At 61.1% G+C, this 22,017-nt stretch carries 22 protein-coding genes; 17 read left to right on the top strand and 5 right to left on the bottom strand.

The window, feature by feature from the left end:
* Positions 1-520: 520 nt before the first annotated feature.
* From JKL48_RS11680 to JKL48_RS11660, 5 genes are all read left to right on the top strand, one after another.
* Complete coding sequence (locus JKL48_RS11680) at positions 521-1,306, top strand: ParA family protein (protein WP_201982582.1); 786 nt, start codon at positions 521-523, stop codon at positions 1,304-1,306.
* 61 nt (positions 1,307-1,367) lie between these two features.
* A complete protein-coding gene (locus JKL48_RS11675) occupies positions 1,368-2,069 on the top strand; it encodes a hypothetical protein (RefSeq protein WP_201982581.1) in 702 nt (233 codons plus the stop codon).
* A 174-nt stretch (positions 2,070-2,243) separates the two neighbouring features.
* Positions 2,244-4,112, top strand: coding sequence for a sensor histidine kinase (locus JKL48_RS23560; protein ID WP_201982580.1), 1,869 nt, complete (start codon positions 2,244-2,246; stop codon positions 4,110-4,112).
* 32 nt (positions 4,113-4,144) lie between these two features.
* Positions 4,145-4,909, top strand: a complete 765-nt coding sequence (locus tag JKL48_RS11665; protein ID WP_198070549.1) for a LytTR family transcriptional regulator DNA-binding domain-containing protein — start codon at positions 4,145-4,147, stop codon at positions 4,907-4,909.
* Positions 4,910-5,197: 288 nt separating this feature from the next.
* A complete protein-coding gene (locus tag JKL48_RS11660; protein WP_201982579.1) occupies positions 5,198-6,130 on the top strand; it encodes an alpha/beta fold hydrolase in 933 nt (310 codons plus the stop codon).
* 231 nt (positions 6,131-6,361) lie between these two features.
* Here JKL48_RS11660 and JKL48_RS11655 read toward each other — a convergent pair whose 3' ends face one another.
* The 4 genes from JKL48_RS11655 to JKL48_RS11640 form a co-directional block, all read right to left on the bottom strand.
* The gene (locus JKL48_RS11655) at positions 6,362-7,963 is read right to left on the bottom strand and encodes a c-type cytochrome (protein ID WP_236668746.1); all 1,602 of its coding nucleotides are present in this window, start codon (positions 7,961-7,963) and stop codon (positions 6,362-6,364) included.
* Positions 7,964-8,039: 76 nt separating this feature from the next.
* Positions 8,040-8,582, bottom strand: coding sequence for an RNA polymerase sigma factor (locus tag JKL48_RS11650; RefSeq protein WP_317191927.1), 543 nt, complete (start codon positions 8,580-8,582; stop codon positions 8,040-8,042).
* 187 nt (positions 8,583-8,769) lie between these two features.
* Complete coding sequence (locus JKL48_RS11645) at positions 8,770-9,537, bottom strand: LytR/AlgR family response regulator transcription factor (protein WP_201982576.1); 768 nt, start codon at positions 9,535-9,537, stop codon at positions 8,770-8,772.
* 9 nt (positions 9,538-9,546) lie between these two features.
* Positions 9,547-10,599, bottom strand: coding sequence for a sensor histidine kinase (locus tag JKL48_RS11640; RefSeq protein ID WP_201982574.1), 1,053 nt, complete (start codon positions 10,597-10,599; stop codon positions 9,547-9,549).
* Between the two features lie 508 nt (positions 10,600-11,107).
* Here JKL48_RS11640 and JKL48_RS11635 point away from each other — a divergent pair.
* The 12 genes from JKL48_RS11635 (at position 11,108) to JKL48_RS11580 (ending at position 21,269) form a co-directional block, all read left to right on the top strand.
* Complete coding sequence (locus JKL48_RS11635; RefSeq protein ID WP_201982573.1) at positions 11,108-11,887, top strand: hypothetical protein; 780 nt, start codon at positions 11,108-11,110, stop codon at positions 11,885-11,887.
* A 51-nt stretch (positions 11,888-11,938) separates the two neighbouring features.
* Positions 11,939-12,256: a DUF4134 domain-containing protein gene (locus JKL48_RS11630; RefSeq protein WP_201982572.1), complete on the top strand. Its 318-nt coding sequence runs from the start codon at positions 11,939-11,941 to the stop codon at positions 12,254-12,256.
* 10 nt (positions 12,257-12,266) lie between these two features.
* Positions 12,267-12,599, top strand: coding sequence for a DUF4133 domain-containing protein (locus JKL48_RS11625; RefSeq protein WP_201982571.1), 333 nt, complete (start codon positions 12,267-12,269; stop codon positions 12,597-12,599).
* A gap of 28 nt (positions 12,600-12,627) precedes the next feature.
* Positions 12,628-15,114: a TraG family conjugative transposon ATPase gene (locus JKL48_RS11620; RefSeq protein WP_201982570.1), complete on the top strand. Its 2,487-nt coding sequence runs from the start codon at positions 12,628-12,630 to the stop codon at positions 15,112-15,114.
* Between the two features lie 30 nt (positions 15,115-15,144).
* The gene (locus JKL48_RS11615) at positions 15,145-15,708 is read left to right on the top strand and encodes a hypothetical protein (protein WP_201982569.1); all 564 of its coding nucleotides are present in this window, start codon (positions 15,145-15,147) and stop codon (positions 15,706-15,708) included.
* Positions 15,709-15,738: 30 nt separating this feature from the next.
* A complete protein-coding gene (locus JKL48_RS11610) occupies positions 15,739-16,386 on the top strand; it encodes a hypothetical protein (protein WP_198070539.1) in 648 nt (215 codons plus the stop codon).
* A gap of 14 nt (positions 16,387-16,400) precedes the next feature.
* Positions 16,401-17,051, top strand: coding sequence for a hypothetical protein (locus JKL48_RS11605; RefSeq protein ID WP_201982567.1), 651 nt, complete (start codon positions 16,401-16,403; stop codon positions 17,049-17,051).
* Positions 17,052-17,096: 45 nt separating this feature from the next.
* A complete protein-coding gene (locus tag JKL48_RS11600) occupies positions 17,097-18,233 on the top strand; it encodes a hypothetical protein (protein ID WP_201982565.1) in 1,137 nt (378 codons plus the stop codon).
* Positions 18,234-18,272: 39 nt separating this feature from the next.
* Positions 18,273-18,887: a conjugative transposon protein TraK gene (gene traK, locus JKL48_RS11595; RefSeq protein WP_198070536.1), complete on the top strand. Its 615-nt coding sequence runs from the start codon at positions 18,273-18,275 to the stop codon at positions 18,885-18,887.
* A gap of 12 nt (positions 18,888-18,899) precedes the next feature.
* Positions 18,900-20,108, top strand: coding sequence for a conjugative transposon protein TraM (traM, locus tag JKL48_RS11590; protein WP_201982564.1), 1,209 nt, complete (start codon positions 18,900-18,902; stop codon positions 20,106-20,108).
* Between the two features lie 12 nt (positions 20,109-20,120).
* Complete coding sequence (traN, locus tag JKL48_RS11585) at positions 20,121-20,984, top strand: conjugative transposon protein TraN (protein ID WP_201982562.1); 864 nt, start codon at positions 20,121-20,123, stop codon at positions 20,982-20,984.
* Between the two features lie 93 nt (positions 20,985-21,077).
* The gene (locus JKL48_RS11580) at positions 21,078-21,269 is read left to right on the top strand and encodes a hypothetical protein (protein ID WP_198076838.1); all 192 of its coding nucleotides are present in this window, start codon (positions 21,078-21,080) and stop codon (positions 21,267-21,269) included.
* 14 nt (positions 21,270-21,283) lie between these two features.
* Here the strand turns inward: JKL48_RS11580 and JKL48_RS11575 are convergent, their stop codons facing one another.
* A complete protein-coding gene (locus tag JKL48_RS11575) occupies positions 21,284-22,012 on the bottom strand; it encodes a nucleotidyl transferase AbiEii/AbiGii toxin family protein (RefSeq protein ID WP_201982560.1) in 729 nt (242 codons plus the stop codon).
* Positions 22,013-22,017: the final 5 nt, after the last annotated feature.

Here is a 22,017-nt window from a genome sequence, read left to right as displayed (position 1 = left end):
GGACGATGAACGAGCTATTGGGACGGGGGCGTTGCACGGTGCTAGGACTAGGGCTAGGCTTAGTGAGTTATGCCACAATGCAACTTTAAACCTTTGCAACTTTACACCCAATTACCTCAACAATTTTGCCTTTATCACATAGCATCATCTCCTGATTAATTCTGCCACATTATCCCATTGCACCTTTGCAACTATACAACTTGAGACAGGACAGAATGTACTGCGCCCGAACATTTGATTGATTGCACCAATACACCAAAACAACTTTGCAACTTTACCACATAATTTGTTCACAAATTTTTGCCATAAAGTTGCTTTGCAACAATACAACCAATTACCTTCGCCACATTACAACTAAACAACATTGTCACATCCAAACTTTGTTGATTTGCAACTAAGCAACTTTTACTTTTTGCAACAAAGCAACTTTATTGCGTTGCACCATTGCACCTAAGGGGCTATGCCACAACGCCACTTTGCAACTAATAATCCAGCATTTCTAAACCTTCTGGCCCTTCGCATGAATCAACCCCACGTACTCGCATTTGCCACCCAGAAGGGGGGCGCTGGTAAATCGACCATCGGCACGCACATGGCCTCTGCGCTGTGCTACTACTATGGCTACAAGGTGGCCATGGTGGACTGCGACTACCCGCAGAACTCCCTGCACGCCTACCGCCTTGAAGAGCAGAACCGGCTGCAGTCGGAAGCGCCGTTTCAGGCCCGCCTGCTGAAGCAGGGCATCCCGCCGTATCCGGTTATCATTTCCAGCGTGGAAAAAGCCGTGAGTTCCATCGAGGGATTGTTTGAGCAGGACTATGATTTCATCCTGGTGGATACGCCCGGCACGGTGAACGTGGTGGGGCTCCCCGAACTGCTACGGCTGGTGGATTACATCTTTCTGCCGATTGAGCCGGACAAGGGCTCAATTGCCTCCACCATGTCCTACATGGGCATTCTGGGTCAGTTCGTGCAGGCCCGCGATGAAGACTCCAACCTACTGGGTTTCTACGCCTTCTGGAACAAGTTCGTGAAGTCCGAGAAAAAGGGGATTTATGACAAGACGGAGGAGCTGTTTCAGGAGAAAGGGCTGCCCTTGCTCAAAAGCCGGGTGGAGCTACTGATGACTTATAAGGAAAACCGCTCCACGATGTTTCCGCTACCGGAGCGCGACCTCAGCCGGCTCGGTTTGGGCCAGCTCATTCTGGAAATCCTGGCCCTCGTGGTAGGGGAGGGGGCCGTTACGCCCTCGGGTAAAACCATTGCGTTTACGGCCCCGGCTGTCGAGTCAGCCCCCGGCGCGTAGCCTCACGGCCCATCCGCCGCTGCTTTTCCTTTAAAATTTTAAGCCTGCATCCTCCTTCATCATGGCCAAAGCCTCCACCAAGAAACCTAAACCCACCCCGGAAGAACAAATGGCTGAGCTGGCCCGCCTGACGGGCTCCGTCGCGGCCATCAGCCACATGGGGACCAGTCAGCCCTTCGTACTGCCCACCCCGGCCCCGGAGGCTACGCCCACCCCGGCGGCTACGGCCCCGGAGGCGGCAGCAGTGCCCGTCGAAGCCGCGTCCCCGGTCCCAGCAGCAAAACCGGAACCGTCGGTGCCGGTCGCACTCGTTGCCGCCACGGAGCCCGCACCTCAATTTGCTGCGGCTCCCGAGCCAGCCGCCAGTGCAGTACCAGTAGAACCAAAGGGAGAAAAACAATCGCCCGTGGTAGCACCGGCACCATCGGCCGCTCCATCTGCCGAATTACCCGTTGCAGATGCGGAGGAAGAAGAGGCGGTGGAAGTGGAAGCTGCGCCGATGCCAGCTGCCACGGGGGACGGCAAGGATAAGCTGGACCTGACTTCCCTCTTTGCGGATTCGGCGGAGAAGAAGACCTTTCAGATTCGCATCACGGCCAGCCACCAGCAGTTTTTCCAGCAGATGGGCCTGCTGCTGGGTGGGGGAGCCTCCTCGACTGATGTTATTCACAACATCCTCGCCCAGTTCAAGGCGGCGAACGAGGCCCAGATTCAGAAAGCGTTTCAGCGGCAGCTGCGCCAGATGATGTCGCCCAAAAAGTAAGCGTATCCGTTAGGGACTATTCCGCCGGCCCGGCCCGATTGGGGGGCCGTCGGTTCTTCCTTCCCTATTTCAAACTATGCCCTCCGCTGCCGGCCTACCTGGGCAGGGTAGGGGAGGGGCCCTATACTCTACCAGCAATGCGTACCAGCAGTACTTTCATTTTCAGCCCCCAAAGTGTGTCGAAGCGACGTGGCGGGCGGTAAGCGTTTGACCGTGCTGGCCCTGCTGCTGGTCAGTACGGTAGCCGGTGGCGCCGGTTTGCCGGCCGAAAACAGCTTGGCCTCGCCCGGGGACAGCGCCACCGTTGACTCGCTGCGCGAAGTGGCCCGGCGGCGGCAACTGCCGGACTCGGTCCGGTTTCAGACGCTGCGCGCTTTAAGTGATGCGCTATTTGCGCAGGATGAGCCGGAGGCCCGCCGGGTAGGGGAGCAGGCCGTGCAGCTGGCCCGCCACCGGCGGGACTGGCCGCGCGTGGCCGATGGCTTGTACCAGTTGGTGGTGAACTGTGAGCGGGCGGCCGACTACGTGGCCGCCATGCAGTACAGCCAAGAAGGCGCCGGCGTGGCCAGGGTGCACCAGCTACCTGACGAGTGGCGCTTCACGCAGTGCATGGGCCTGGTATCAGTGGATACCAAAGACGTGACCGGGGGCCTGAAGTACATGCGGCAGGCCTACCAGCAGCAAGGAGCTGTAGGCAATGTTCCACCCCGCGAGCGGGGCGGGCTGCTGCTCAACCTGGCCAACACCTTTCTGGTGATGCAGCGCTACGACTCGGTGCTGCACTATGCGACTCGGGCGTTGCCCTATATGCAGCGGGCGAAGGATGCCCGGGGCCTGGGCTACGTGTACCAGTTCCGGGGCGAGGTGTACGCCATGATTAAGCCCCAGACCACGGCCACGCTGGATTCGGCGGCCACGAACATGAATCGGGCGCTACGCGTCATGCAGCGCCACGGGTTTCGGCCCCAGACGGCCAGCTCGGCCTTGGCGCTGGCCCGCGTGTACCGGCTGCAAGAACAGCCGGCAATATCGCAGCGGATGGCGGAATTGGCCCTCACCCTGGCCCGCGAGCTGAAGATGCCCGATTACGAGGCCGACGCGTTGGCCAACCTGGCCTGGGCGCATGCCGACCAGGGTCACATGCGCCGCTCCTTCGACCTTGACAACCGGGCCCAGAACCTGCGTGACTCCCTCTTCAACGGCGACAAGGCGCAGGCCCTGGCCCAGCTGCAGGTGCGTTACGACGTGAAGCTGCTCACTGAGCAGAAGCGGGCCGCCGAGTTCGAGCAGCGCAGCCAGCGGGCCCAGCTGCATTCGCTCTGGCTGCTGCTGGGCGGGCTGACGACGACTATCGGGGTAGGAGCGTGGCTGTACTGGCGGCTGCGGCGGCAAAAAGCCCTGCTGGCCGTGGCCAATCAGGCTAACTGCCGGTCCGTAGCCGAAAAGGAGGTGCTGCTGCAGGAAATTCACCACCGGGTGAAAAACAACCTGCAACTGGTGAGCGGCCTGCTTGGCTGGCAGGCCGCCACCCTGCCCGAACCCGCGTTGGTGGCCGCGCTGGATGCCAGCCGGGTAAGAATTCAGAGCATGGCTTTGGTGCATGAATTCTTGTATCAAGCCGATAATCTGGCCGAAGTACGCATGGACCAGTATCTGCGCGAACTGCTTGATTCTCTGAAAACGGCGCTTACTACGCCCGAGCAAACCATCCAGCTGAGTTCGGACTTGGCTCCGGTAATCATGAGCCCCAAAGAGGCCAGCACGCTGGGCTTGGTGGTGAACGAATTGGTGACCAATGCGTACAAGCACGCTTTTCGGGGCCTTCCCGAGGGCCACCTGCACGTTTCCTTCGCCAGCCGCCCCACCGGCTTTCAGCTCGTTATCGTCGATGACGGGGCCGGAATGCCGGCCGAGGACGCGCCGGCGAAGGCCCATTCCCTGGGCATGCAGCTGGTCCGCACGCTCACCAAACAGCTGAAAGCGAAGCTGTCGGTGACCCGTTCCTTTCCCACGGGCACACGCATGGAGGTTACTCGTGAATGACGAGCCTTGCGTCGTGTCCTTTATCCCACCCTATGTCTACCATTCTCATAGTTGAAGATGAATTGCTTATTGCCGCCGAGATAGAACGCACGCTGGTTCGGCTGGGGCACACCCCACTCGAACCCGTCGACAACAGCGATGAGGCCCTGCGCGTGCTGGCCACGCAGCCCGTGGAGCTGGTGCTGATGGATATCAACATTGCCGGCGACTGCGACGGCATCGCGGCCGCCCTGCTCATTCGCCGGCAGTTTGCTGTACCAGTGGTGTTCCTTACGGCACGCTCCGACGCCGACACCTTGAACCGCGCCAAGCTGGCCCAGCCCTACGGCTACTTGGTCAAGCCCTTCACCGATGATTCGCTGCGGGTGCAGGTCGAGCTGGCCCTTTACAATGCCTATCAGGCCGGCCCCACCGGCCCCGTCCTAGACAACGCCAATGCCGCCGACACGGAGGTATTGGGAGCGGCCGAGCGCTGTCCCAAGTTCAAGGACTACCTGTTTGTGCGCAAGGGCTCCGGCCACGTTAAGGTGCTGCTCGCCGATATTCTCTATTTCGAAGCCCTGCAGAATTTCGTGCGGATGCACACGGTGCGGGAAAAGTTCGTGTTCGATTCCACGATGAAAGAGCTGGAGCAGAAGCTGCCTGACCAATTCTTTAAAACCCACCGCTCCTATATCGTGAATCTGGACCGTGTACAGGCTTATGAGGAGAGTAGCGTTTTGCTCGGCGAGGACTACGTGCCCGTCAGCCGTTCATCCAAGGACGAATTGAAAAACCGCATTCATCTGGTGGGGTAGCCTAATGCCCGCTATCAATGATTAGCATTCAGGCCACAAAATCCACCCTACAAAATCCACTGTGGCGGTTGCAGAACCCGCAGCCAAGTCTCTCGAATCGGTTGTTTGTACTCCCAACCGTCCGGAAAGGCTAGGCTGACGGGCCATTGAAAGGCCAGAGCGTCAACCTGCAGCTTGCGGGCCTTAGGGGCAGTATTTCGTTTTTGGGCCTGCTTCGTTCAGCCGTTTCGGGAGGTCGGCTGTTACAGGGCTGTACGTTCTTTTTCACCCGTTTTCATTCTTCCGTTTATGGATTTGCATTTTGTCCGCCGCGGCACCGGCCGCCCCCTGTTACTAGTCCATGGCATCGGCGGCAGTTGGCGGTCCTGGAATACCATCATCGACGCGCTGGCCGCCGAGCGTGACGTCATCGCCGTGGACTTGCCCGGCCACGGCGAAACGCCCAAGATGACCGGCGAAAACTCCATCGCCACCTTGGCCGACGCGGTGACGTCCTTTCTCACTCAACATGACCTGCTCGGGATTGATGCCGTGGGCAGTTCGATGGGCGCGCGGCTGGTGCTGGAGCTGGCCCGGCGCGGCGGTGTACTCGGTGCCGTGGTTTCGCTGGACCCGGGCGGATTTTGGCAGGGCTGGCAGATTCCTTTTTTCTACCACTCTGTGGACCTGTCGGTAAAGCTGGTGAAGGCCCTGCAGCCGGTGATGCCCGCCCTGGCCGGCTCGGCGGTGGGCCGCACGGTGTTGCTCCCGCAGTTTTCGGCCCGCCCCTGGGCCGTAGATTCGCAGCAGGCCATCGACGAGATGTACACCTTCGCCCACTCGCCCGCCTTTGACGAATTGCTCGACCAGCTGGCGCACGGCGAGGTGCAGCAGCCCGCGCCCAAGGGCAGCATCCCCGGGCCGCTGGTCATTGGCTGGGGCCGGCAGGACCGGGTGTGCCTTCCGAGCCAGTCGACGCTGGCGCTGGCGAAGTTCCCGGATGCGCGCCTGTACTGGTTTGAGCACTGTGGCCACTTCCCGCAGTGGGACCAGCCCGCCGAAGCCACGCGCCTGATTCTGGCCGCCACCAGCCGCCAGCCCTTCACCGATGAATCCATTGCTTTGTCAAAATCAGAAGCGGCGGCACCGACTTTGCCGAAAGCGGCCGTCGTGGCCGCCGCACTGGCGCTGCTAGCCGGTGGCCTTTGGCTGCTCTCGTCGCGGGGAAAGCGGGGGCGTTAGCCCGGCGAGAATCCCGACGTAAGCACGATGGCTGCCCGGGTTCCCAGGCACAATAAAGCCCCGGCCCTTTATCGGGGCCGGGGCTTTCGTTTTCAATTACGCACTCGCTTAGCTATTCTGGGCACAGCGTACTTCTCTGTTAGTGACAAAGACAATCAGGTCGCGGCTAAGCTTGTCCTGCCCGGTGATAAAAAGGCCGTGCGGGACGCCGCAGCTAATGCAAGGAGCTTATTACTTGCTGTCGGTGTCCAGGCTATTCAAGTAGGCCACTAGCGCGGTACGCTCGGCCGGGGTTACGGCGTAGAACGGGTGCGGCGCGGTTTTGCCCCGCTTGGGATTTAGCAGCTCGTCGAGGCTGTGCACGGAATCGTCGTGCAGAAACACGGGCTTGCGGGCTAGGTCCAGCAGCAGGGGCAGCGCGTTGCCGCGCATGCCGCCGCCGGGGCTGGCATCCACTACCACCATTTTGTCATCAAATGTGCCGGGGGCATTCTGAATGGGGGTGAGCGGGGCCTGCCGCTGGGCCAGCACCTTGGGCGCGTAGCCAGGCCAGATGACCTTCATCGGCACCAGCTTGGCCTGGACAGCCACGCCCTGGTTGGTGTTGTGGCAGGCCGTACAGTTTTGCGCAATGAACAGCGCCCGGCCGCTGGCCACCTGCGCGGCATTGCGCACCACGCCCTTGGGCGCTTGCAGGCTCGACACGTAGGCGTTCAGGTCGCGCAGCTTCTGCTCGTCCACGCGCTTGCCGGTGGGCGTGGGCGGGTCGCCGGCCTTGCCCTGCAGGTGGGCCGTGACGAAGGGATAGCCGGTGACGCCCGTAGCGGCCAGCACCTTCGCGTAGCCGGCCACGATGGAGTCACCGCCCGCCGCGCCGAGGGCGTGCATGAACTGCCGCCCGCCGGGCGAGAGCAGGTTGCTCTGGTCGAACAGGGCCGTGTAGACCGTGTTGTTGAAGTCATCCAGCTGGTCGTTCTGGCCCGACGAGCCGTAGGGCGCGGCCAAATCCTGCCGGAAGAAGGGCGTGATGTGCACGGAATTGCCGTTACCGTCGGGCGAGTCGTCGAAGGTGCCCACGGGGTAGAACTTCGGGTTACTTAAGTAGGCATCCACCTCGGCTTCGGTCGATTTGGCCGTCAGGCCCTTCGGGGCGCGGCCGATGGTGCTGCCGTCGGGCTGCTGCAGCTGCAAGGTGGGAAACAGGGCGCGGGAGTTGGCGGCCGTGGCCAGCAGCTTGCCCACGTTCAGGCCGTGCGGCGTGGGGCCGTCGATGCGCTTGCCAATCGTGCCTTTGCCCGTCAGCTCGTACATCGACTTATCGGTGATGGCGTGGCACAGGGCGCAGGTCACGCCCACTTTGCCGCCCTTGGGCACCATTCCGATGACGGCGTTGGCCTTTACCAGCGCATCCAGCGTGGCGGGGTCGTTGAGCTTGGGCGCTTTGGCGGGCGAATGGTCGGTTTTCAGTTCGCTGGCGAAGGCCGCTTTCAGGTCGGCCGGCATCGCGTCCACGTCAAAGCTCACCCCGGCTTTCAACGCATCGAGCACCGTGAGCTTGGCAGCTTTCATGCCCTGGGGCATACGCACGGCATCGGTCCAGAAGCCTTCGTCGCCGAAAGTTTCGTTGCGGTACACGTCGCGGCCGGCTTCAGCGTTGCCGGTGCGCAGTGCGACCGGCGTGGCGCCGGTACCGGCGGAATCCATCGCCGCTTGGGTGGTGGAAGTTTCAGTACTTGTCTTCGTGTCGGAACCACCTTGGCAGGCGGCGGCCGCCACCACGGCAAGGCCCGAAACAAGAAGGGCGGGCACTCGGAAGTGGTGCAGGTTGGCCATCAGTTCAGGAGGTAAAGTAAAAAATGAGAGATGAAACAGGTTAATTGAGAAGATGCTGCTTAGGTAGGCGCTGCCACTAGCGGGCCATGCGGGAGAGCACGACCAAAGCGGCGCGCGCCCGGGTTTTCACGGTGGCCAGCGGAATGGCTAGCTGCTCGGCCGTCTCGGCCTGGGTGCAGCCGCCGAAATAGAGCAGGTCCATGACTTCCCGCTGCCGGGGCTTTAGTTGCACGATGAGCTCGCGCACGCCAATATGCTCGGGATAAAAGGCCGTGGGAGCCGGGCTATAGTGTGCTCCAGCAGCCTCCAGCGACGGATTGCGGCGGTGAAAGCGTTGGCGCGGACTGCGCAGGGCATCAATGGCCTGGTTGCAGCACACGCGCACCATCCAGGTAAACAGGCGGCCCCGCGTGGCCTCGTAGCTGCCAATGCTGAGCCAGACCTTGAGCAAGCCTTCCTGCAGCACGTCCTGGGCCATCGCCTCGTCCTGCACCACCCGCAGAATAACGGTGAACAGATTCCGGGCGTACTGCTCGTACAACTGCCCCAGAGCGCGCTCGTCCCGGGCCAGCAGGCGCTGCACCAGCTCTTGCTCGGCCGGGGCCGGGAGTAAAGCCACAGGGCTAGGTAGCGTAGTAGTAGTTTGGGGCATATAAGCTGGCAAAACATGGCTGCGCCACGAATGCGGCCCGACACCCGCTCATACGGCCGATAAGTAAGCAGTGTTTATCCACCGTGACGAAGTGGCCTTTTAGCGGGACGAGTGGCAATATTCCTTAAGCAGTTGACCCAGCCAATAGCTGTACTTAAGAGACAAATTGCCGCAGAAACTGCTGAATGCCCTCGTTGCAGCTGCGCGAAGAGGTCAGGTGCGTGCCATCGTGCAGCGTGAGCAAGTACTCGCCGTGCGTCCAGGGCCGCAGCTCTTTGATGTGGGTGGTGTGCACAATCAGCGAGCGGTGGATGCGCAGGAAGCGGGCCGGGTCGAGCTGGCTGGCCAGCTGGGTGAGCGTGGCGCGCACCAGGTGGGTTTCACCGGACGCGTGCACCGTGACGTAGTTGCCGGTGGCTTCGAGGTACAGCACCTGCTCGACGGGCACGAAGTAGAAACGTCCGGGTTGTTTCACCAGCAGCTGCGACGCATACGGCACCGGCGGGGCGGGCAGCGCCTGCACCACCGCCTCCCAGCCCGGCGCGGCCACCTGCCCGACCCGCTGCTGCACGTAGAGCAGGCAGCGCGCGAAACGGTCAGGGTCCAGGGGCTTGAGCAGGTAATCCACGGCGTGGGCCTCAAAGGCTTGCAAGGTATACCGGTCGTAGGCTGTCACGAACACCACCAACGGCCGCGGCCGGGCCGGTAGTTGCTGCAACACCTGCAGGCCGTTGCAATCGGGCATCTGCACGTCCAGAAATACCAAATCCACGGCCGGTCCGTGCGAGAGCGCGGCCACCGCCTCGGCCCCGGTGCCGCACTCGCCCGCGATGACAAAGCCCGGCTGGCTGGCCAGCAGCTGGGCAATGCGCCGGCGGGCCAGCGGCTCATCGTCCACAATCAGGGTTTGAATGGGGGCCATTGCCACAAATTAGTGGTGAAAGGGTAGTTCGATGCGCACCACGGTGCCCTGCCCGGCCGCGGGCAGCAGGCGCAGCGCGTACTGGTCGTCGTAGAGGGCGCGCAGGCGCTGCTCGGTATTTTCGAGGCCCACGCCCCGGGGGCCGGCCTGCTCAGGGCCGGGGCCGGAGTCGCGCACCTGCACCACCAGCTGCTGGCCCTGCCGCTCGGCGGCAATATGCAGGCGGCCGGTGCCCCCCGCGCTCAGGCCGTGGCGCACGGCATTTTCCACCAGGGGCTGCAGCAGCAGGTGCGGAATCAGAGCTGGGAGCGCGGCCGGGTCCACCTCGTAGGTCACGGCCAGCCGGTCGGAAAACCGCACCTGCTCCATGTCCAGGTACAGCTCCACGAAGTGCAGCTCCTGCGCCAGCGGCACCTGCTGGGCATCGGAGTGGTCGAGCACCAGGCGCAGAAACTCGCCGAGCTTGGCCATCATGCGCTGGGCGGCGGCGGGCTCGTCGCCGATGAGGGTGGCAATGGCATTGAGGGTGTTGAAGAGAAAGTGCGGGTTGAGCTGCTGCTTAAGGGCGTGCAGCTGGGCCTGCACCAGTTGCATTTCCAGGCGCACCGCGTCGAGGTTGCGGCGCTGCCACTTGTCGTGGTAGTCGAGGGCGTAGGCCACGAACAGCACCATCCAGTAGAGCGGAATCCAGAAATTAAATCCCGCCAGAATCGTGACCCATGAAACGGGCGCATTCGAGCCGCCTACCAGGTAGAGTGTGGCCATGAACAAGGCCCGGTAGGCCACCGTGAGGGCCACGCTGGCGGCCGCGTGCACCAGCAGGTAGGGCAGCCAGCGGGCGCGGCCGGCCGTGAGGTCGAAGCGCGCTGCCAGCACAAACACCACCGGTGTGAGCAGGGTCCCAATCAGCCCGTACAGCAGCGGCCCCAGCAGTACCGTGCGCCATTGCAACGGCCCGGTGCCCGTAATGGCCTGCCCGTACGCCACCAGCATCATAAAGAAGGCAAACGCCCCCCACGCGGCCGCCATGCGCAGCCAGGAGATGCGGAAAAGTAGGAGCATAGGGAAGGTCAACAGCCAATTCCGTTCAACGGGAAATACTCCCGCCGAGTTAAAAACGAATGGCGAGCGCAGCCGGGCAAGTCATCACTCTGCGCCCCGCTAATCAGTCGCTCGTGGCGGTTGCACAACTCGGTGTGGCATCTGGAAACAAGGGGTTGATAAGCCGAATCGAACTGGAAAGAATGGCAAATGGGCCATTTACGTGCTTTTGACAGCCCGCCTACCCGCTTAGTGCTCCGTCCAGCAAGTTCTGCAACAGCCAAGCTTCTTTTCTCTAGAATTCAGGCTTGAATGCGGTGCCGTTCGTGTGTCGGGGCTGCACCTCACCACCGAATTCCAACCATTCGTCAACTTTCTACCCAAGCGGTTTATAGCCCGGATAGGTTTGTAGCGTCAAATCACGGTTTGGCAAGTTTACGCCCGGGCCGGTCGGCCTGGGGTGCCACGCTATTTCCCCGCGATGCTCAGCGCCTATTCCTGGGGCCAGTTTGGCCTTTTCGTCCTGGTTGTGGTTCTTCTCTACTACCTGGTGGTGGGCCTGCTCTACTACCGGGTAGAGCTCACGGCCCTGCTGACGCCGGGCAAAAAGATGGCTGGTGCCCAGCTCGCCGGCGTGGGCGGCAGTACGGTAGCCCCCCCTTCGCTGGTGCGCCCCACCTCGGCCTTCGTGAAGGCTATGCCAGCGGCCACCGAAGCCCGCGAAGAAGCCGATGACGCGGAACGTCCCGAAGCCGGCGCGGACCAGAACCTGCCGGCCGCCGCCGAGCCGCTGGTCAGCGGAGCACTGCCCGATTCGACCGGCACCGCCACTGGCCACGACGAAAGCACCAGCGATACGGCCCCAATGGAAGCCACGGCCGCCGCGGGCGACGAGGCGCAGGCGCAGGATGAAAACCGCACTGAAGAGGCTGACCAGGCCGATGAGCACCTGGCTGCGCTGGTCCGGCGCGAGGCCCATAACCTGCCCCCGGAGTCTGTGGCGGCGGATACGACGGCTGGCGGGGTGCTGGAGCCCGAAACTGTGCAGTTGCCCCTGGTAGCGGATGGCTACGAGCCGCTGGCCACGTTCGAAGAGCCGGTGGCCTCGCGGCTGGACATAGCCCCCGTGGACCCGCCCCGGCTGGTGGCCGCCGCTTCGGTTGCCGAATACCTGACCCTGCTGCAAGCCGGCCAGCAGCCCGCGCCGCCGGTCGAGCTGGCCGGCACCACCCTAGCCGAGCAAATGGCCCAGCAGATGGCCATTAACAACGCCGAGCTGGATGACCTCTTCGGCCCCGACGATGAGTAGCCCGGTCTTCTTTCTTCCTAATCATTGATTCCCGCCTCCTTTTCCCTTGCCATGACTAAGAAACCTTTAGTTACCTCGCTGGCCCTCGTGGTCCTGCTATTCAGCTCGCAATTGCTTTACGCCCAGACCGGGGGCGGCAACGGCACGGCCGGCATTCAGGACGCCACCACCCAGGTTACCAGCTACTTCGACCCGCTGACCAAGCTCATGTACGCCATTGGCGCGGTGCTGGGCCTGGTGGGGGCCATCAAGGTGTATGGCAAGTGGAACGCCGGCGACCAGGACACCCAGAAAACGGCCGTCTCGTGGTTCGGCTCGATGATTTTCCTGGTCATCGTGGCCACGGTGGTGCGCTCGTTCTTCCTCTAAGCCGTCGCCCATGCCCATCTACGACCTCAATCGCGGCATCAACAAGCCCGTCGAATTCAAGGGGCTGGTGGGCAGCAACATCTACTTTCTGGCCGCCGGTATCGGGCTGGTGTTTGCCCTGTTCGTGACCTGCTACCTGCTGGGCCTGCCGCTGGTGTTCACCGTGCTGGTCACCTTCTTGGCCGGGGGCGGTATGTGGGCCGGCGTCTTCGCACTGAACCGCCGCTTTGGCGAGCACGGGCTGATGAAGGCCGCCGCCCGCCGCTCGTCGCCCAAATACATCACCAACCGGCACAGCCGCTTATTCCAACGCCTCAACGAGGACCCGACCGGCCGCGCCTAGCGGCTGGTTTGGGTGCATTCTTCAGCTTATGAGCAATAAGGTTCTGCCCTCCGTATCCCTCGAATCCAAGCAGCCCATCTACAAGGTGGAGAAGGATTGCCTCATCTCGAAGAATGCGGACGTAACGGTGGCGTTTCGGCTGGATTTGCCCGAAATCTTCACCCTCTCGCGGGAAGACTACGCCCAGCTGCAGGCCGCCTTCGTGAAGGCCGTGCGCCTGCTGCCCGACCACTGCGTGGTGCACAAGCAGGACTGGTACGTGGAGGATAAGTACGCACCCGGCTTCGAGGCCGAGCGCACGCTGCTCTCCTCGGCCTACGAGCGCCACTTCAACGAGCGGCCCTTCCTAAACCACTTCTGCTACCTCTATATCACCAAAACCTCGTCGGAGCGACCCAACTGGGGCAGCACCTCGGGGCTGCTGGCCCGGCGCAACATCGTGCCCAAGGACATGCTCGACACCAAGGTATTGGAGAGCTTTTTCGACAACGTGGGCCAGTTCGTGCGGACCCTGGAAGGGGTGGGGCCGACCAACGCGCCCTACATCCGCTCGCACCGGCTTACCTCGGATGAGCTAGCCGGCACGGCCGAAAAGGCCGGGCTGCTGGAAAAATACCTGGCGCTGGACCTGTCGGACCAGGCCCTGCAGGTCGACCTTGACCTGACCGATGGGTTGAAAGTGGGGGCGGAGTTCTGCCAGATGTTCTCGGTGGCCAACCTCGATGACTTACCCACCTCGGTGGAAACCGACATTCGCTACGAGCAATACAGCACCGAGTACTCGGACTTCCCCATTTCGTTTGCCGCGCCACTGGGGCTGCTGCTGGGCGCGAATCACATCCTGAACCAGTACGTGTTTCTGGATAACACTACCAAAACGGTGAAAACCTTTGAGCAGAAGAAGGACCGGCTCAACTCGCTCTCGCTCTACTCGCGGCAGAACGCCATCAACTTCGAGTACTACAATGCCTTTCTGAATGAGTTGATTGCCCATAAGCGCCGGCCGGTGCGGGTGCACTGCAACGTGCTCACCTGGGGCCGCCACGAGGAAGAGCTGACCGAAGTGCGCAAGCTGGTCAACGCCGCCTTCAACGCCATGAACTGCAAGCCGCGGCAGAATACGGTGGACATTGCTGCGCTCTACTGGGGCGGCATTCCGGGCAACGCCGGTGACTTTCCCAGCGAGGAAACCTTCTACACCTTCATCGAGCAGGCCGTCTGCTTCTGGGCCTCGGAAACCAACTACCGCAGCACCGGGGCCACCAAGGGCATCAAGCTCTCCGACCGCCTCACGGGCAAGCCCGTGCTGGTCGACATTTCGGATGAGCCGATGAAGAAGCAAATCATCTTCAACCGCAACAAGTTCGTGCTGGGGCCCTCGGGCTCGGGCAAGTCGTTTTTCACCAACCATATGGTGCGCCAGTACTACGAGCAGGGCGCCCACGTGCTACTGGTCGATACCGGCAACTCCTACAAGGGCCTGTGTGAGCTGGTGGGCGGGGTGTACTTCACCTACGAGGAAGACGACCCGATTGCCTTCAACCCCTTCCTGATTTCGGGCAAGCTGGACGTAGAGAAGAAGGAATCCATCAAAACGCTGCTGCAGGCACTCTGGAAAAAGGATGACGAAAGCGTAAGCCAGTCCGAGTACGTGTCGCTCTCCACGGCCGTGAGCCTGTATTACGTGATGCTGGAAGCAAATGAGCTTATCAAGCCAAGCTTCAACACGTTCTACGAGTTTGTTAAAGGACCTTATCGCAAGATTCTGGAGGAGGAAAAGGTCCGGGAGAAGGATTTCGACATCGACAATTTCATCTACGTGCTCAAGCCCTACTACCGGGGCGGCGAGTACGACTACCTGCTGAACTCGGAAAAGGAGCTGGACCTGGTGCAGGCCCCCTTCATCGTGTTCGAGCTGGATAACATCAAGGACCATCCTATTCTGTTTCCGGTGGTCACGCTCATCATCATGGAAACCTTCATCTCCAAGATGCGCAAGCTCAAGGGTGTACGAAAGATGATTCTGATTGAGGAGGCCTGGAAGGCGCTGACCACGCCCGGCATGGCCGCCTACATCAAGTATCTCTTTAAGACGGTGCGCAAATTCTTCGGCGAGGCCATCGTGGTGACGCAAGAAATCGATGACATCATCGGCAACGAGATTGTCAAGGACGCCATCATCAACAACTCGGACTGCAAGATTCTGCTGGACCAGCGCAAGTTCATCAACCGCTTCGATGAGATTCAGGCGCTGCTCTCGCTCACGCCTAAGGAAAAGGACCTGGTGCTGAGCATCAACCGCGACAACAGGGCCACGCGGGGCCGCTACACGGAGGTATTCATCAGCCTGGGCGGGGTCGTGTCCAAAGTGTACGCCATCGAGGTATCGAAGGAAGAATACGTGACCTACACCACCGAGGAAACCGAGAAAGTGCGGCTGTTTGAAAAGTTCAAGCAGACCGGCGATATGCCCACGGCTATTAAGCTTTTCGCCAACGAGCTGCGCGAAGGGTAGGGCGGCTGATTTCAACCAAAGGGAAAAATCATGAAAACGAAAATCACGCTTCCAATACTAGGCTTGGCCACTTTGCTAATTGGCTGCGGCTCCGACAAGGCTACGACGGCGATGGACAATAGAGCCGTCGAAACAGCTCCTCTAACCGTTTCCACCTCCCCCGTGGCCGTGGCCGCCGTGGCGTTTGCCGATAGCCTAGCGTCGGCTCCCAAAGCCGAAAAAGCTGACATCACCGCCGCCCGGGCTTTCGCGCAGGCCGTGAATACCTGGGAGGCCAGCGACCTGAACGGTGCGGTGAAGGAGCACCCCGTGGTGGCCAACATCTGGAAGCGCTACCGCTACGTGCTGCGCACAGTAGTCCGCTCGCGGGGCATGAAGCGCGTGAAGCCCGAAGATGTGGCCACTTGGAACGGCTTTACGCCGCAGTGCGAAGAAGCCATGAAAATGCTGCTGCCGCTCATCCAGGAGCCCAACGTGACGGCCACCCAGGCCCTGCCGACGCTGCAGAGCGTGGATTCTAGCATCGGTCGGGTGCGCTTCGCGGCCGAACGGCACATGATGTATTTGGAACACCCCTACACGCGGACATTGTAGCGTCACCTCCTTCAACCACTTGCCTTCCCTATGAAAACGAAGATTGGCATCCTCAGCCTGGCGCTGCTGGGCTTCAGCGCCTCGAAAGCGTCAGCCCAGCTGGTAGTAACGGCCCCGGTGCTGGAAGTGCAAAGCGGCGTACAAACCGGCCTGCAGAACACCATGAAGGGGCTGGAAGCGGCGGCCAACAAGCTGGTAGCCCTGGGCGTGAAAGAGCAGGAGTTAACCAAGACCTATTCGCTCAAGAACATGGAGCAGCACAAGGCCTGGTACGACGGGCTGCTGAAAGTGAGCAGCGCAGTGCGCGACTACCGCCGGGTGCGGGCCATTTACGCCAAGCAAACCCAGATTATCTCGACCTACTCCTCGGCCATCAATGTGTTGCGCACCTCGCGCTATATCACGCCGGCCCAGTTGACGGAGATGGTATCCATCTACACGAAGATGCTGGCCGAAGGAGCCAACACGGTGTCCGACCTAGCCACCATTACCAGCCCGTCCATGCTCAAGATGACCGACGCGGAACGAATGGAATTCATCGACACGCTGGACGCCAAAATCACTGACCAGCTGGGCCTAGTCAACTACTTCACCCGGCGCAACATGATGGTACTCAAGACCGCCCAGCAGGTCGAACAGGACCACCAGGCGCTGCTCAGCCTCATGGGCGCGCACTAACCCTTCCTCTCCCGATGAAAGCATTCACCACCATGTTGCTGCTTGGCCTGGGGCTGAGCGCACAGCAGGGCTTTGCCCAAGCTCCGGCCGTTATTTCCGCTCCCATCGCTGAATCCAGCTCGCGCAAGCAGATTGTGCACCAGGGCGTATCGACCACGCTGCTGGGCCGGGGCAAGGCCCTGGCCGGCGATATGCAGGTGGTAAGCGGCAAGATTAAGGGCATCGTGGACCAGACGCAGGCCCTGCACGCGCAGTGGTACAGCAGTTTGCTACAGATAAGCGCGGGGGTGCGCAACTACCGCCGGGTGCGGGAAATCTACGCCGCGCAGGCCTCGATGATTTCGCAGTTCGGCTCGGGCGTGGCCGACCTGCGCGGGCGCGGCCTCTCCCCAAATCAGGTAACCGAAGCGGCACAGGTGTACCAGGTGCTGCTGCAGGAAAACGTGGCCCTGATTGGCGAGCTGGCCACCATTATGACTACGAACCGGGCGGAAATGACGGACCCGCAACGCATCAAGTTCATCAACAAGATTGGCGATAAGATGCAGCAACAGCAATTCTTGATGACCTACTACACCAATAAATGCCGAGCCGTGGCCCTCTCCCAGCAACAGGCCATTCAGGACCGGGCGTCCGTGCTCACCCTCGTGGGCGCCAAGCAGTAGCCCTTTCGCATTCATCCACTAGCCCCAACCTACCTGACTATGGAAATGAATTCCATCACCGCGCAAATGCTCCAAATGGAGCAGATGCTTAGCCGGCTTTATGATTCCATGCTGCCCTTGGTGGCGCAATTCGTTACCCTAGGCCGGGCCGTGGGCGGGGTAGGAGCCCTCATTTTCATCAGCTCCCGGGTGTGGGGCCACATTGCCCGCGCCGAGCCTATCGACCTGTATCCGTTGCTGCGCCCATTTCTAATTGGGCTGGCCATCCTGCTGTTTCCGCAGCTGCTCGGCGGCCTGCGCGGCATCACCGGCGCGCTGGCATCGAGCACGGACTCGGTCCGGGTGGACCAGACCACCCAGATTACGGCCTTGCAGGACCAGAAAAAGGCGTTGTTGGCCGCCCGGCCCGAAAACAAGTACTTCGCCACGGACGAGGCCTACGAGAAGCGGCTCGACGAGCTGGGCATGATGAACATGGGCCAGCAGCTGTCGCTCTCGTTTGATAAGCTCAAGTACGATGTGAACCAGAACTTCCGGGAGTGGATGAAGAACACGCTTGAACTCTTCCACGTCGCGGCCCGGTTGCTCATCAATGTCCTAGCCACCTTCCTGCTCATCGTGCTGTCGGTGCTGGGGCCGCTCACCTTCGGGCTTGCCATTTTCCCGGGCTTCGGAAATTCCATTCCCAAATGGCTGGGGCAATTCATTACGATTAGTTTATGGGTACCCGTGGCCAATATTTTCGGGGCCATCATGGGTCAGTTTCAGATAATGATGCTACAGGGCGACATCACCCGCCTCACCTCTAATCAGGGCGTGGACTCGGCCGACTTCGGCTACCTCGTCTTCCTGTGCATTGCCATCACGGGCTACCTGATTATTCCCTTCATCACCGACATGATGATTGCCGCCTCCGGGGCTGCGATGGCTGCTCGGGCCATGCAGTCAGCTATGAGTGGCGGCGCAGCCATGGCCGGCGCGGCGGCCGGGTCGGCGGGCCGGGCGGGCGCGGCTGGCGTATCCGGGGCCGCTTCGGGCCTGGGAGCAGCAGTTGGGGCCGGCCAGGCCTTGACCGGCAGTGGTGCTTCGGGCAACATGACGCGGAGCGAGGCCGCTGGCCACCGGGCGGGCACAGCGGTGCGCGAGCGGGCGGCCAGCTTCGTCAACCGCCTGCGGGGCTAACCCCAGCTGCGCGGTCTTTTCCCACCATTTTCTTTTGCCATGTTCGCTTCCCTCAAAACCATTGATTCGGCTTTTCAGCAGGTAAAAACCCTGGCGCTTATTTTCATTGTGGCCGTGCTGGTGCTGGCCGGCACCATCGCCTACTTCGCCTTCCAAACCACCAACGCCGCGGCCAATCGCATCTATGTGCTGGAAGGTGGGCAGCTGCTCACAGCTGGGGCGCGGGATGCGCGGGCTAACCGGCCGGTGGAGGCACGCAGCCACGTCACGCGCTTCCACGAGTTGTTTTTCACGCTCGACCCTGACCAGAAAGCCATCGACAGCAACGTCAATAAGGCCCTATACCTGGCTGATAACTCGGCCAAACGGCAGTACGAGAACTTCAAGGAGAAGGGCTTCTATAACGACCTGATTGCCGCCAACATCAGCCTGGAAATGACGGTGGATAGCGTGGTAGTGACCAATTCGCGCCCGATGGTGGCGCGGTGCTACGGGCACCAGCGCGTCATTCGGGCCACCTCGGTTACCACCCGCAATTTCCTTTCCGAGTGCTCCCTGCGCGACGTGACCCGCTCGGAAAATAATCCCCACGGCTTTCTGATGGAAAACTGGCGGGTGCTCAAGAATGAAGACCTGAATACGCTTCCTCGCTAATCCTCCCCTGTTATGGCAACTGCAACCAACGCGCCGCACGACGCGCAATTTCTTCGCACCCGCAAGATGGCCACCTTTCTGCCGGTGGTAGGCGTGCCCTTTCTGGCCGTGATGTTCTACCTGGGCGGGGGCGGCCAGGGCACGCCGGCGGCAGCGCAGAACACCGAAACCGGCTTCAACACCAACTTACCCAAAGCCGAGAAGGGCACTATTACTAGCAGCAAGCTCGAAGCCTACGCCAGCCCGGTTGATACCCTGCGCAACCGGGGCCTGGTCGATGCCCGCCTTGATACGACTTCGGGCGCGGGCCTTTCCTACGCGGTGGGGGCCGATGGCAAGGCGGGACCTAACGGCTCCGTCGATAAGTCGGTGGTTGAGGCCCAGCAGCAGCTCATTGCCGCACAGCAGGCCCAGATGAACGGCGGAGTTGCGCCCGGCACCGTAGTCCCTGCCACAACAGCCCCAGAGGCCCTCACCCCGCAGGAGCAAATGGAGTTGATGCGCAGCCAGCACGAACGCGACCTGGCCGAGCAGAAAGCCCAGTTGCAAATGGCGGCACTGCTAGCCCAATCCAACAGCGCCAGTGGGGGAGCAGCAGCCCCGCGCACGGTTGCGGCCCTACCAAAAAAGAAGAAGCCCACCACCCGCCTGCGCGCCATTGATGATGACGCTGTAGTGTCACGCCTGGGCTCCAATGGGCCGGGGCGCAAGCGCACTGCCTCTTTTCAGGGCTTTGATGCTGAAACCGGCAAGGGTGGCGACGGCAACACCCTACCGGCCGTCATCCACGAATCGCAGGAAGTGGTAAGTGGCTCGCTGGTGAAGATGCGTCTTACCGAATCAGCCGTCATCAATGGCCACTCCTTACCGGCTAATACCTTCATTTACGGCAAGTGCAGCCTGGCCGGCGAGCGGCTCAGCATTGCCATAGAAACGCTCAAATCGGGCAACAGCGTGTTTCCGGCGGCGCTAGAAGTGTACGACGTGGACGGGCTGGAAGGCCTGCACATTCCCGGCGCCATTACCCGCGATGCCGCAAAACAGGCTGGTGCCGAAGGACTCGGTGCGGCCGACATGATGACGATGAGCGCCGACCCAGCCATGGCCGCGGCAGGCGTGGCGGTTAGCGCCGTGAAAGGCATTGGCCAGAAGAAAATCCGCTTGGTCAAAGTCCGCCTGAAGGCCGGCTACAACGTGATGCTCAAAGTAGATAAAGACTAACGACTCCTTCCCATGAAAACCACCCTATTTGCTACCAGCGCCCTTTTACTCGGCCTAGCGGCTGTTCCGGTGCAGGCCCAGACCTCGGCCGCCCGGATGCTGCAATATTCGGAAGCCAATAAGCTGCCGACCTATCCGCTCTATATCAGCGACCAGAAAACGACTCATCTAGTGTTCCCTTTTCCTGTCACTTACGTCGACCTGGGCAGCTCGGGCCTGATTGCGGCCAAGGCCACCGGCGCGGAAAATATCGTGCGGGTGAAAGCCGCTTCGGCCGGCTTTCCGGAATCGAATATGACGGTGCTCACCTCGGATGGAAAGCTGTACTCCTTCGTGGTGAACTACCAGCACGACCCTAAGGTGCTCAGCCTCGACCTGGGCGCGGCCGGCTCGGCTTCGTCGGCGCAAGGGGAAGCCATTTTATCGAACTCGCCCATCCCGCAGGGCAATCTGGATGCCTACTCCCGACAAGCGCTGGCGGCGGGCGGTACCTCGGCCAGCGAGAGTGCCAACCAACTCAGCGTGCGCGCCGGCAACGTGGGCTACAAGCAGGAAACCCTGTTTTTTCCGCTGCACGTTGCCAACAAATCGAACGTGACTTACGACGTGGACTTCGTCAAATTCTACATTCAGGATAAGCAGGTGGCCAAGCGCACGGCCGAGCAGGCCTTAGAAATCACGCCCATTTACGTCTTCAATGGGGGCCTGAAAAAGATTGACGCCAAAGGCCAGCTCGAACAGGTCTACATCTTCAAGAAATTCACCATCCCCGAGCAAAAGCAGCTCATCATCGAGGTGTACGAAAAGGGCGGCGGGCGCAACGTCAAGCTTAAGCTTACCAACGCCGACCTGCTCAAAGCCCGGACTTTCAAATAGGCATTGTCAAGCTCAGCAGCTGGGCAGAAGCAACGAAAAGTGCCCGCACTGCGTTCCCTGCCTAGTTAGCGTGAAGATTTAACCCGTGTTGGTATGCGTAGCTTCCTGATTTTCGCGGCGATTATCGCCTTTCTGTATTCGTCTTGGGCTCCCAGTTGGGGCAGCACTGCCGCCACCTGGGGGCTGGTGCTCTTTGGCCTAAGCAAGTTCTGGGGACTTTCCAGTAAGGTCACGCCGCCCAACCGCAATCCGTACAATCCCTACGAGCGGTACAAGCCTTTCTAGGCTATTTCTGCTGCTTATAACTTAAGCCCCCGGCGCTTCGGCTCGGGGGCTTTTTGTTGGTCTGGCAGTAAGGCTTTGGCATTTTCCTCTGCCATTGGCCCCAGCACCGGCATCACTAGCCGCTGCTCCACGATGGGTGGAAACAGGCGGTCGGGGCTGCGCTGCATCTGCTCCAGACGCGCGGCAATGGCCGGCCAGCGGTAACCCTGCATTTCGGGCTTCATGTTAAAGTCGATGTCGCCGTGGAAGGCCAGGGCGCGGGGCACTTCGGATGATGATGTATTAAAGCGGCCTTCATAGGCTTGGCGCATCTGGTTCAGAGTGAGCTTTTCGCTCAGCGCGGCCACGTCCACGAAGTCGCGGAGCCTTTCGCCGCTCATCACCACACCGGCCAGCTTCATAGCGCCCAGGTCTTCGAGCGAAGCCATGCGAATGTTGGAGCCGGGATAGAGCACGGCCGGTCGTATTAGCGGGAAGCCGTAGTTCACCACATCGGTTTTGACCTGGCCGATGACGCCCTGGATGGCGACCTTGTCCCAGTCTGGCTCCTGGGCCCGCATTCGCTGGAGCGCGCCGTCGGCCCGCATCTCATATCTGCTTATCAGCAGGTCCTTGATTTCGCCGTCAATCGGCGTCGGGCCGTCCGAAAAAAGGTCGAGGTCGCGGCTGCGGCGGTGCCCCAGATGTAACGCCAAAGCCGTTCCCCCTACCAGGACGAACGGCTTCAGCAAGGGCTCCTGCATGAGCT

The sequence above is a fragment of the Hymenobacter rubidus genome, from assembly GCF_016734815.1.
Lineage (GTDB): Bacteria > Bacteroidota > Bacteroidia > Cytophagales > Hymenobacteraceae > Hymenobacter > Hymenobacter rubidus.
This window is presented reverse-complemented; position numbering and strand designations above follow the sequence as displayed.

Excerpts from the sequence above, each read along its gene's own strand:
- traM (WP_201982564.1), top strand. The coding sequence starts at position 18,900 with ATGGCAACTGCAACCAACGCGCCGCACGACGCGCAATTTCTTCGCACC.
- JKL48_RS11630 (WP_201982572.1), top strand. The coding sequence starts at position 11,939 with ATGACTAAGAAACCTTTAGTTACCTCGCTGGCCCTCGTGGTCCTGCTA.
- JKL48_RS11675 (WP_201982581.1), top strand. The coding sequence starts at position 1,368 with ATGGCCAAAGCCTCCACCAAGAAACCTAAACCCACCCCGGAAGAACAA.
- JKL48_RS11575 (WP_201982560.1), bottom strand. The coding sequence starts at position 22,012 with ATGCAGGAGCCCTTGCTGAAGCCGTTCGTCCTGGTAGGGGGAACGGCT.
- JKL48_RS11660 (WP_201982579.1), top strand. The coding sequence starts at position 5,198 with ATGGATTTGCATTTTGTCCGCCGCGGCACCGGCCGCCCCCTGTTACTA.
- JKL48_RS11625 (WP_201982571.1), top strand. The coding sequence starts at position 12,267 with ATGCCCATCTACGACCTCAATCGCGGCATCAACAAGCCCGTCGAATTC.
- traK (WP_198070536.1), top strand. The coding sequence starts at position 18,273 with ATGTTCGCTTCCCTCAAAACCATTGATTCGGCTTTTCAGCAGGTAAAA.
- JKL48_RS11580 (WP_198076838.1), top strand. The coding sequence starts at position 21,078 with ATGCGTAGCTTCCTGATTTTCGCGGCGATTATCGCCTTTCTGTATTCG.
- JKL48_RS11615 (WP_201982569.1), top strand. The coding sequence starts at position 15,145 with ATGAAAACGAAAATCACGCTTCCAATACTAGGCTTGGCCACTTTGCTA.
- JKL48_RS11665 (WP_198070549.1), top strand. The coding sequence starts at position 4,145 with ATGTCTACCATTCTCATAGTTGAAGATGAATTGCTTATTGCCGCCGAG.
- JKL48_RS11655 (WP_236668746.1), bottom strand. The coding sequence starts at position 7,963 with ATGGCCAACCTGCACCACTTCCGAGTGCCCGCCCTTCTTGTTTCGGGC.
- JKL48_RS11620 (WP_201982570.1), top strand. The coding sequence starts at position 12,628 with ATGAGCAATAAGGTTCTGCCCTCCGTATCCCTCGAATCCAAGCAGCCC.
- JKL48_RS11610 (WP_198070539.1), top strand. The coding sequence starts at position 15,739 with ATGAAAACGAAGATTGGCATCCTCAGCCTGGCGCTGCTGGGCTTCAGC.
- JKL48_RS11680 (WP_201982582.1), top strand. The coding sequence starts at position 521 with ATGAATCAACCCCACGTACTCGCATTTGCCACCCAGAAGGGGGGCGCT.
- JKL48_RS11600 (WP_201982565.1), top strand. The coding sequence starts at position 17,097 with ATGAATTCCATCACCGCGCAAATGCTCCAAATGGAGCAGATGCTTAGC.
- traN (WP_201982562.1), top strand. The coding sequence starts at position 20,121 with ATGAAAACCACCCTATTTGCTACCAGCGCCCTTTTACTCGGCCTAGCG.
- JKL48_RS11640 (WP_201982574.1), bottom strand. The coding sequence starts at position 10,599 with ATGCTCCTACTTTTCCGCATCTCCTGGCTGCGCATGGCGGCCGCGTGG.
- JKL48_RS11645 (WP_201982576.1), bottom strand. The coding sequence starts at position 9,537 with ATGGCCCCCATTCAAACCCTGATTGTGGACGATGAGCCGCTGGCCCGC.
- JKL48_RS11605 (WP_201982567.1), top strand. The coding sequence starts at position 16,401 with ATGAAAGCATTCACCACCATGTTGCTGCTTGGCCTGGGGCTGAGCGCA.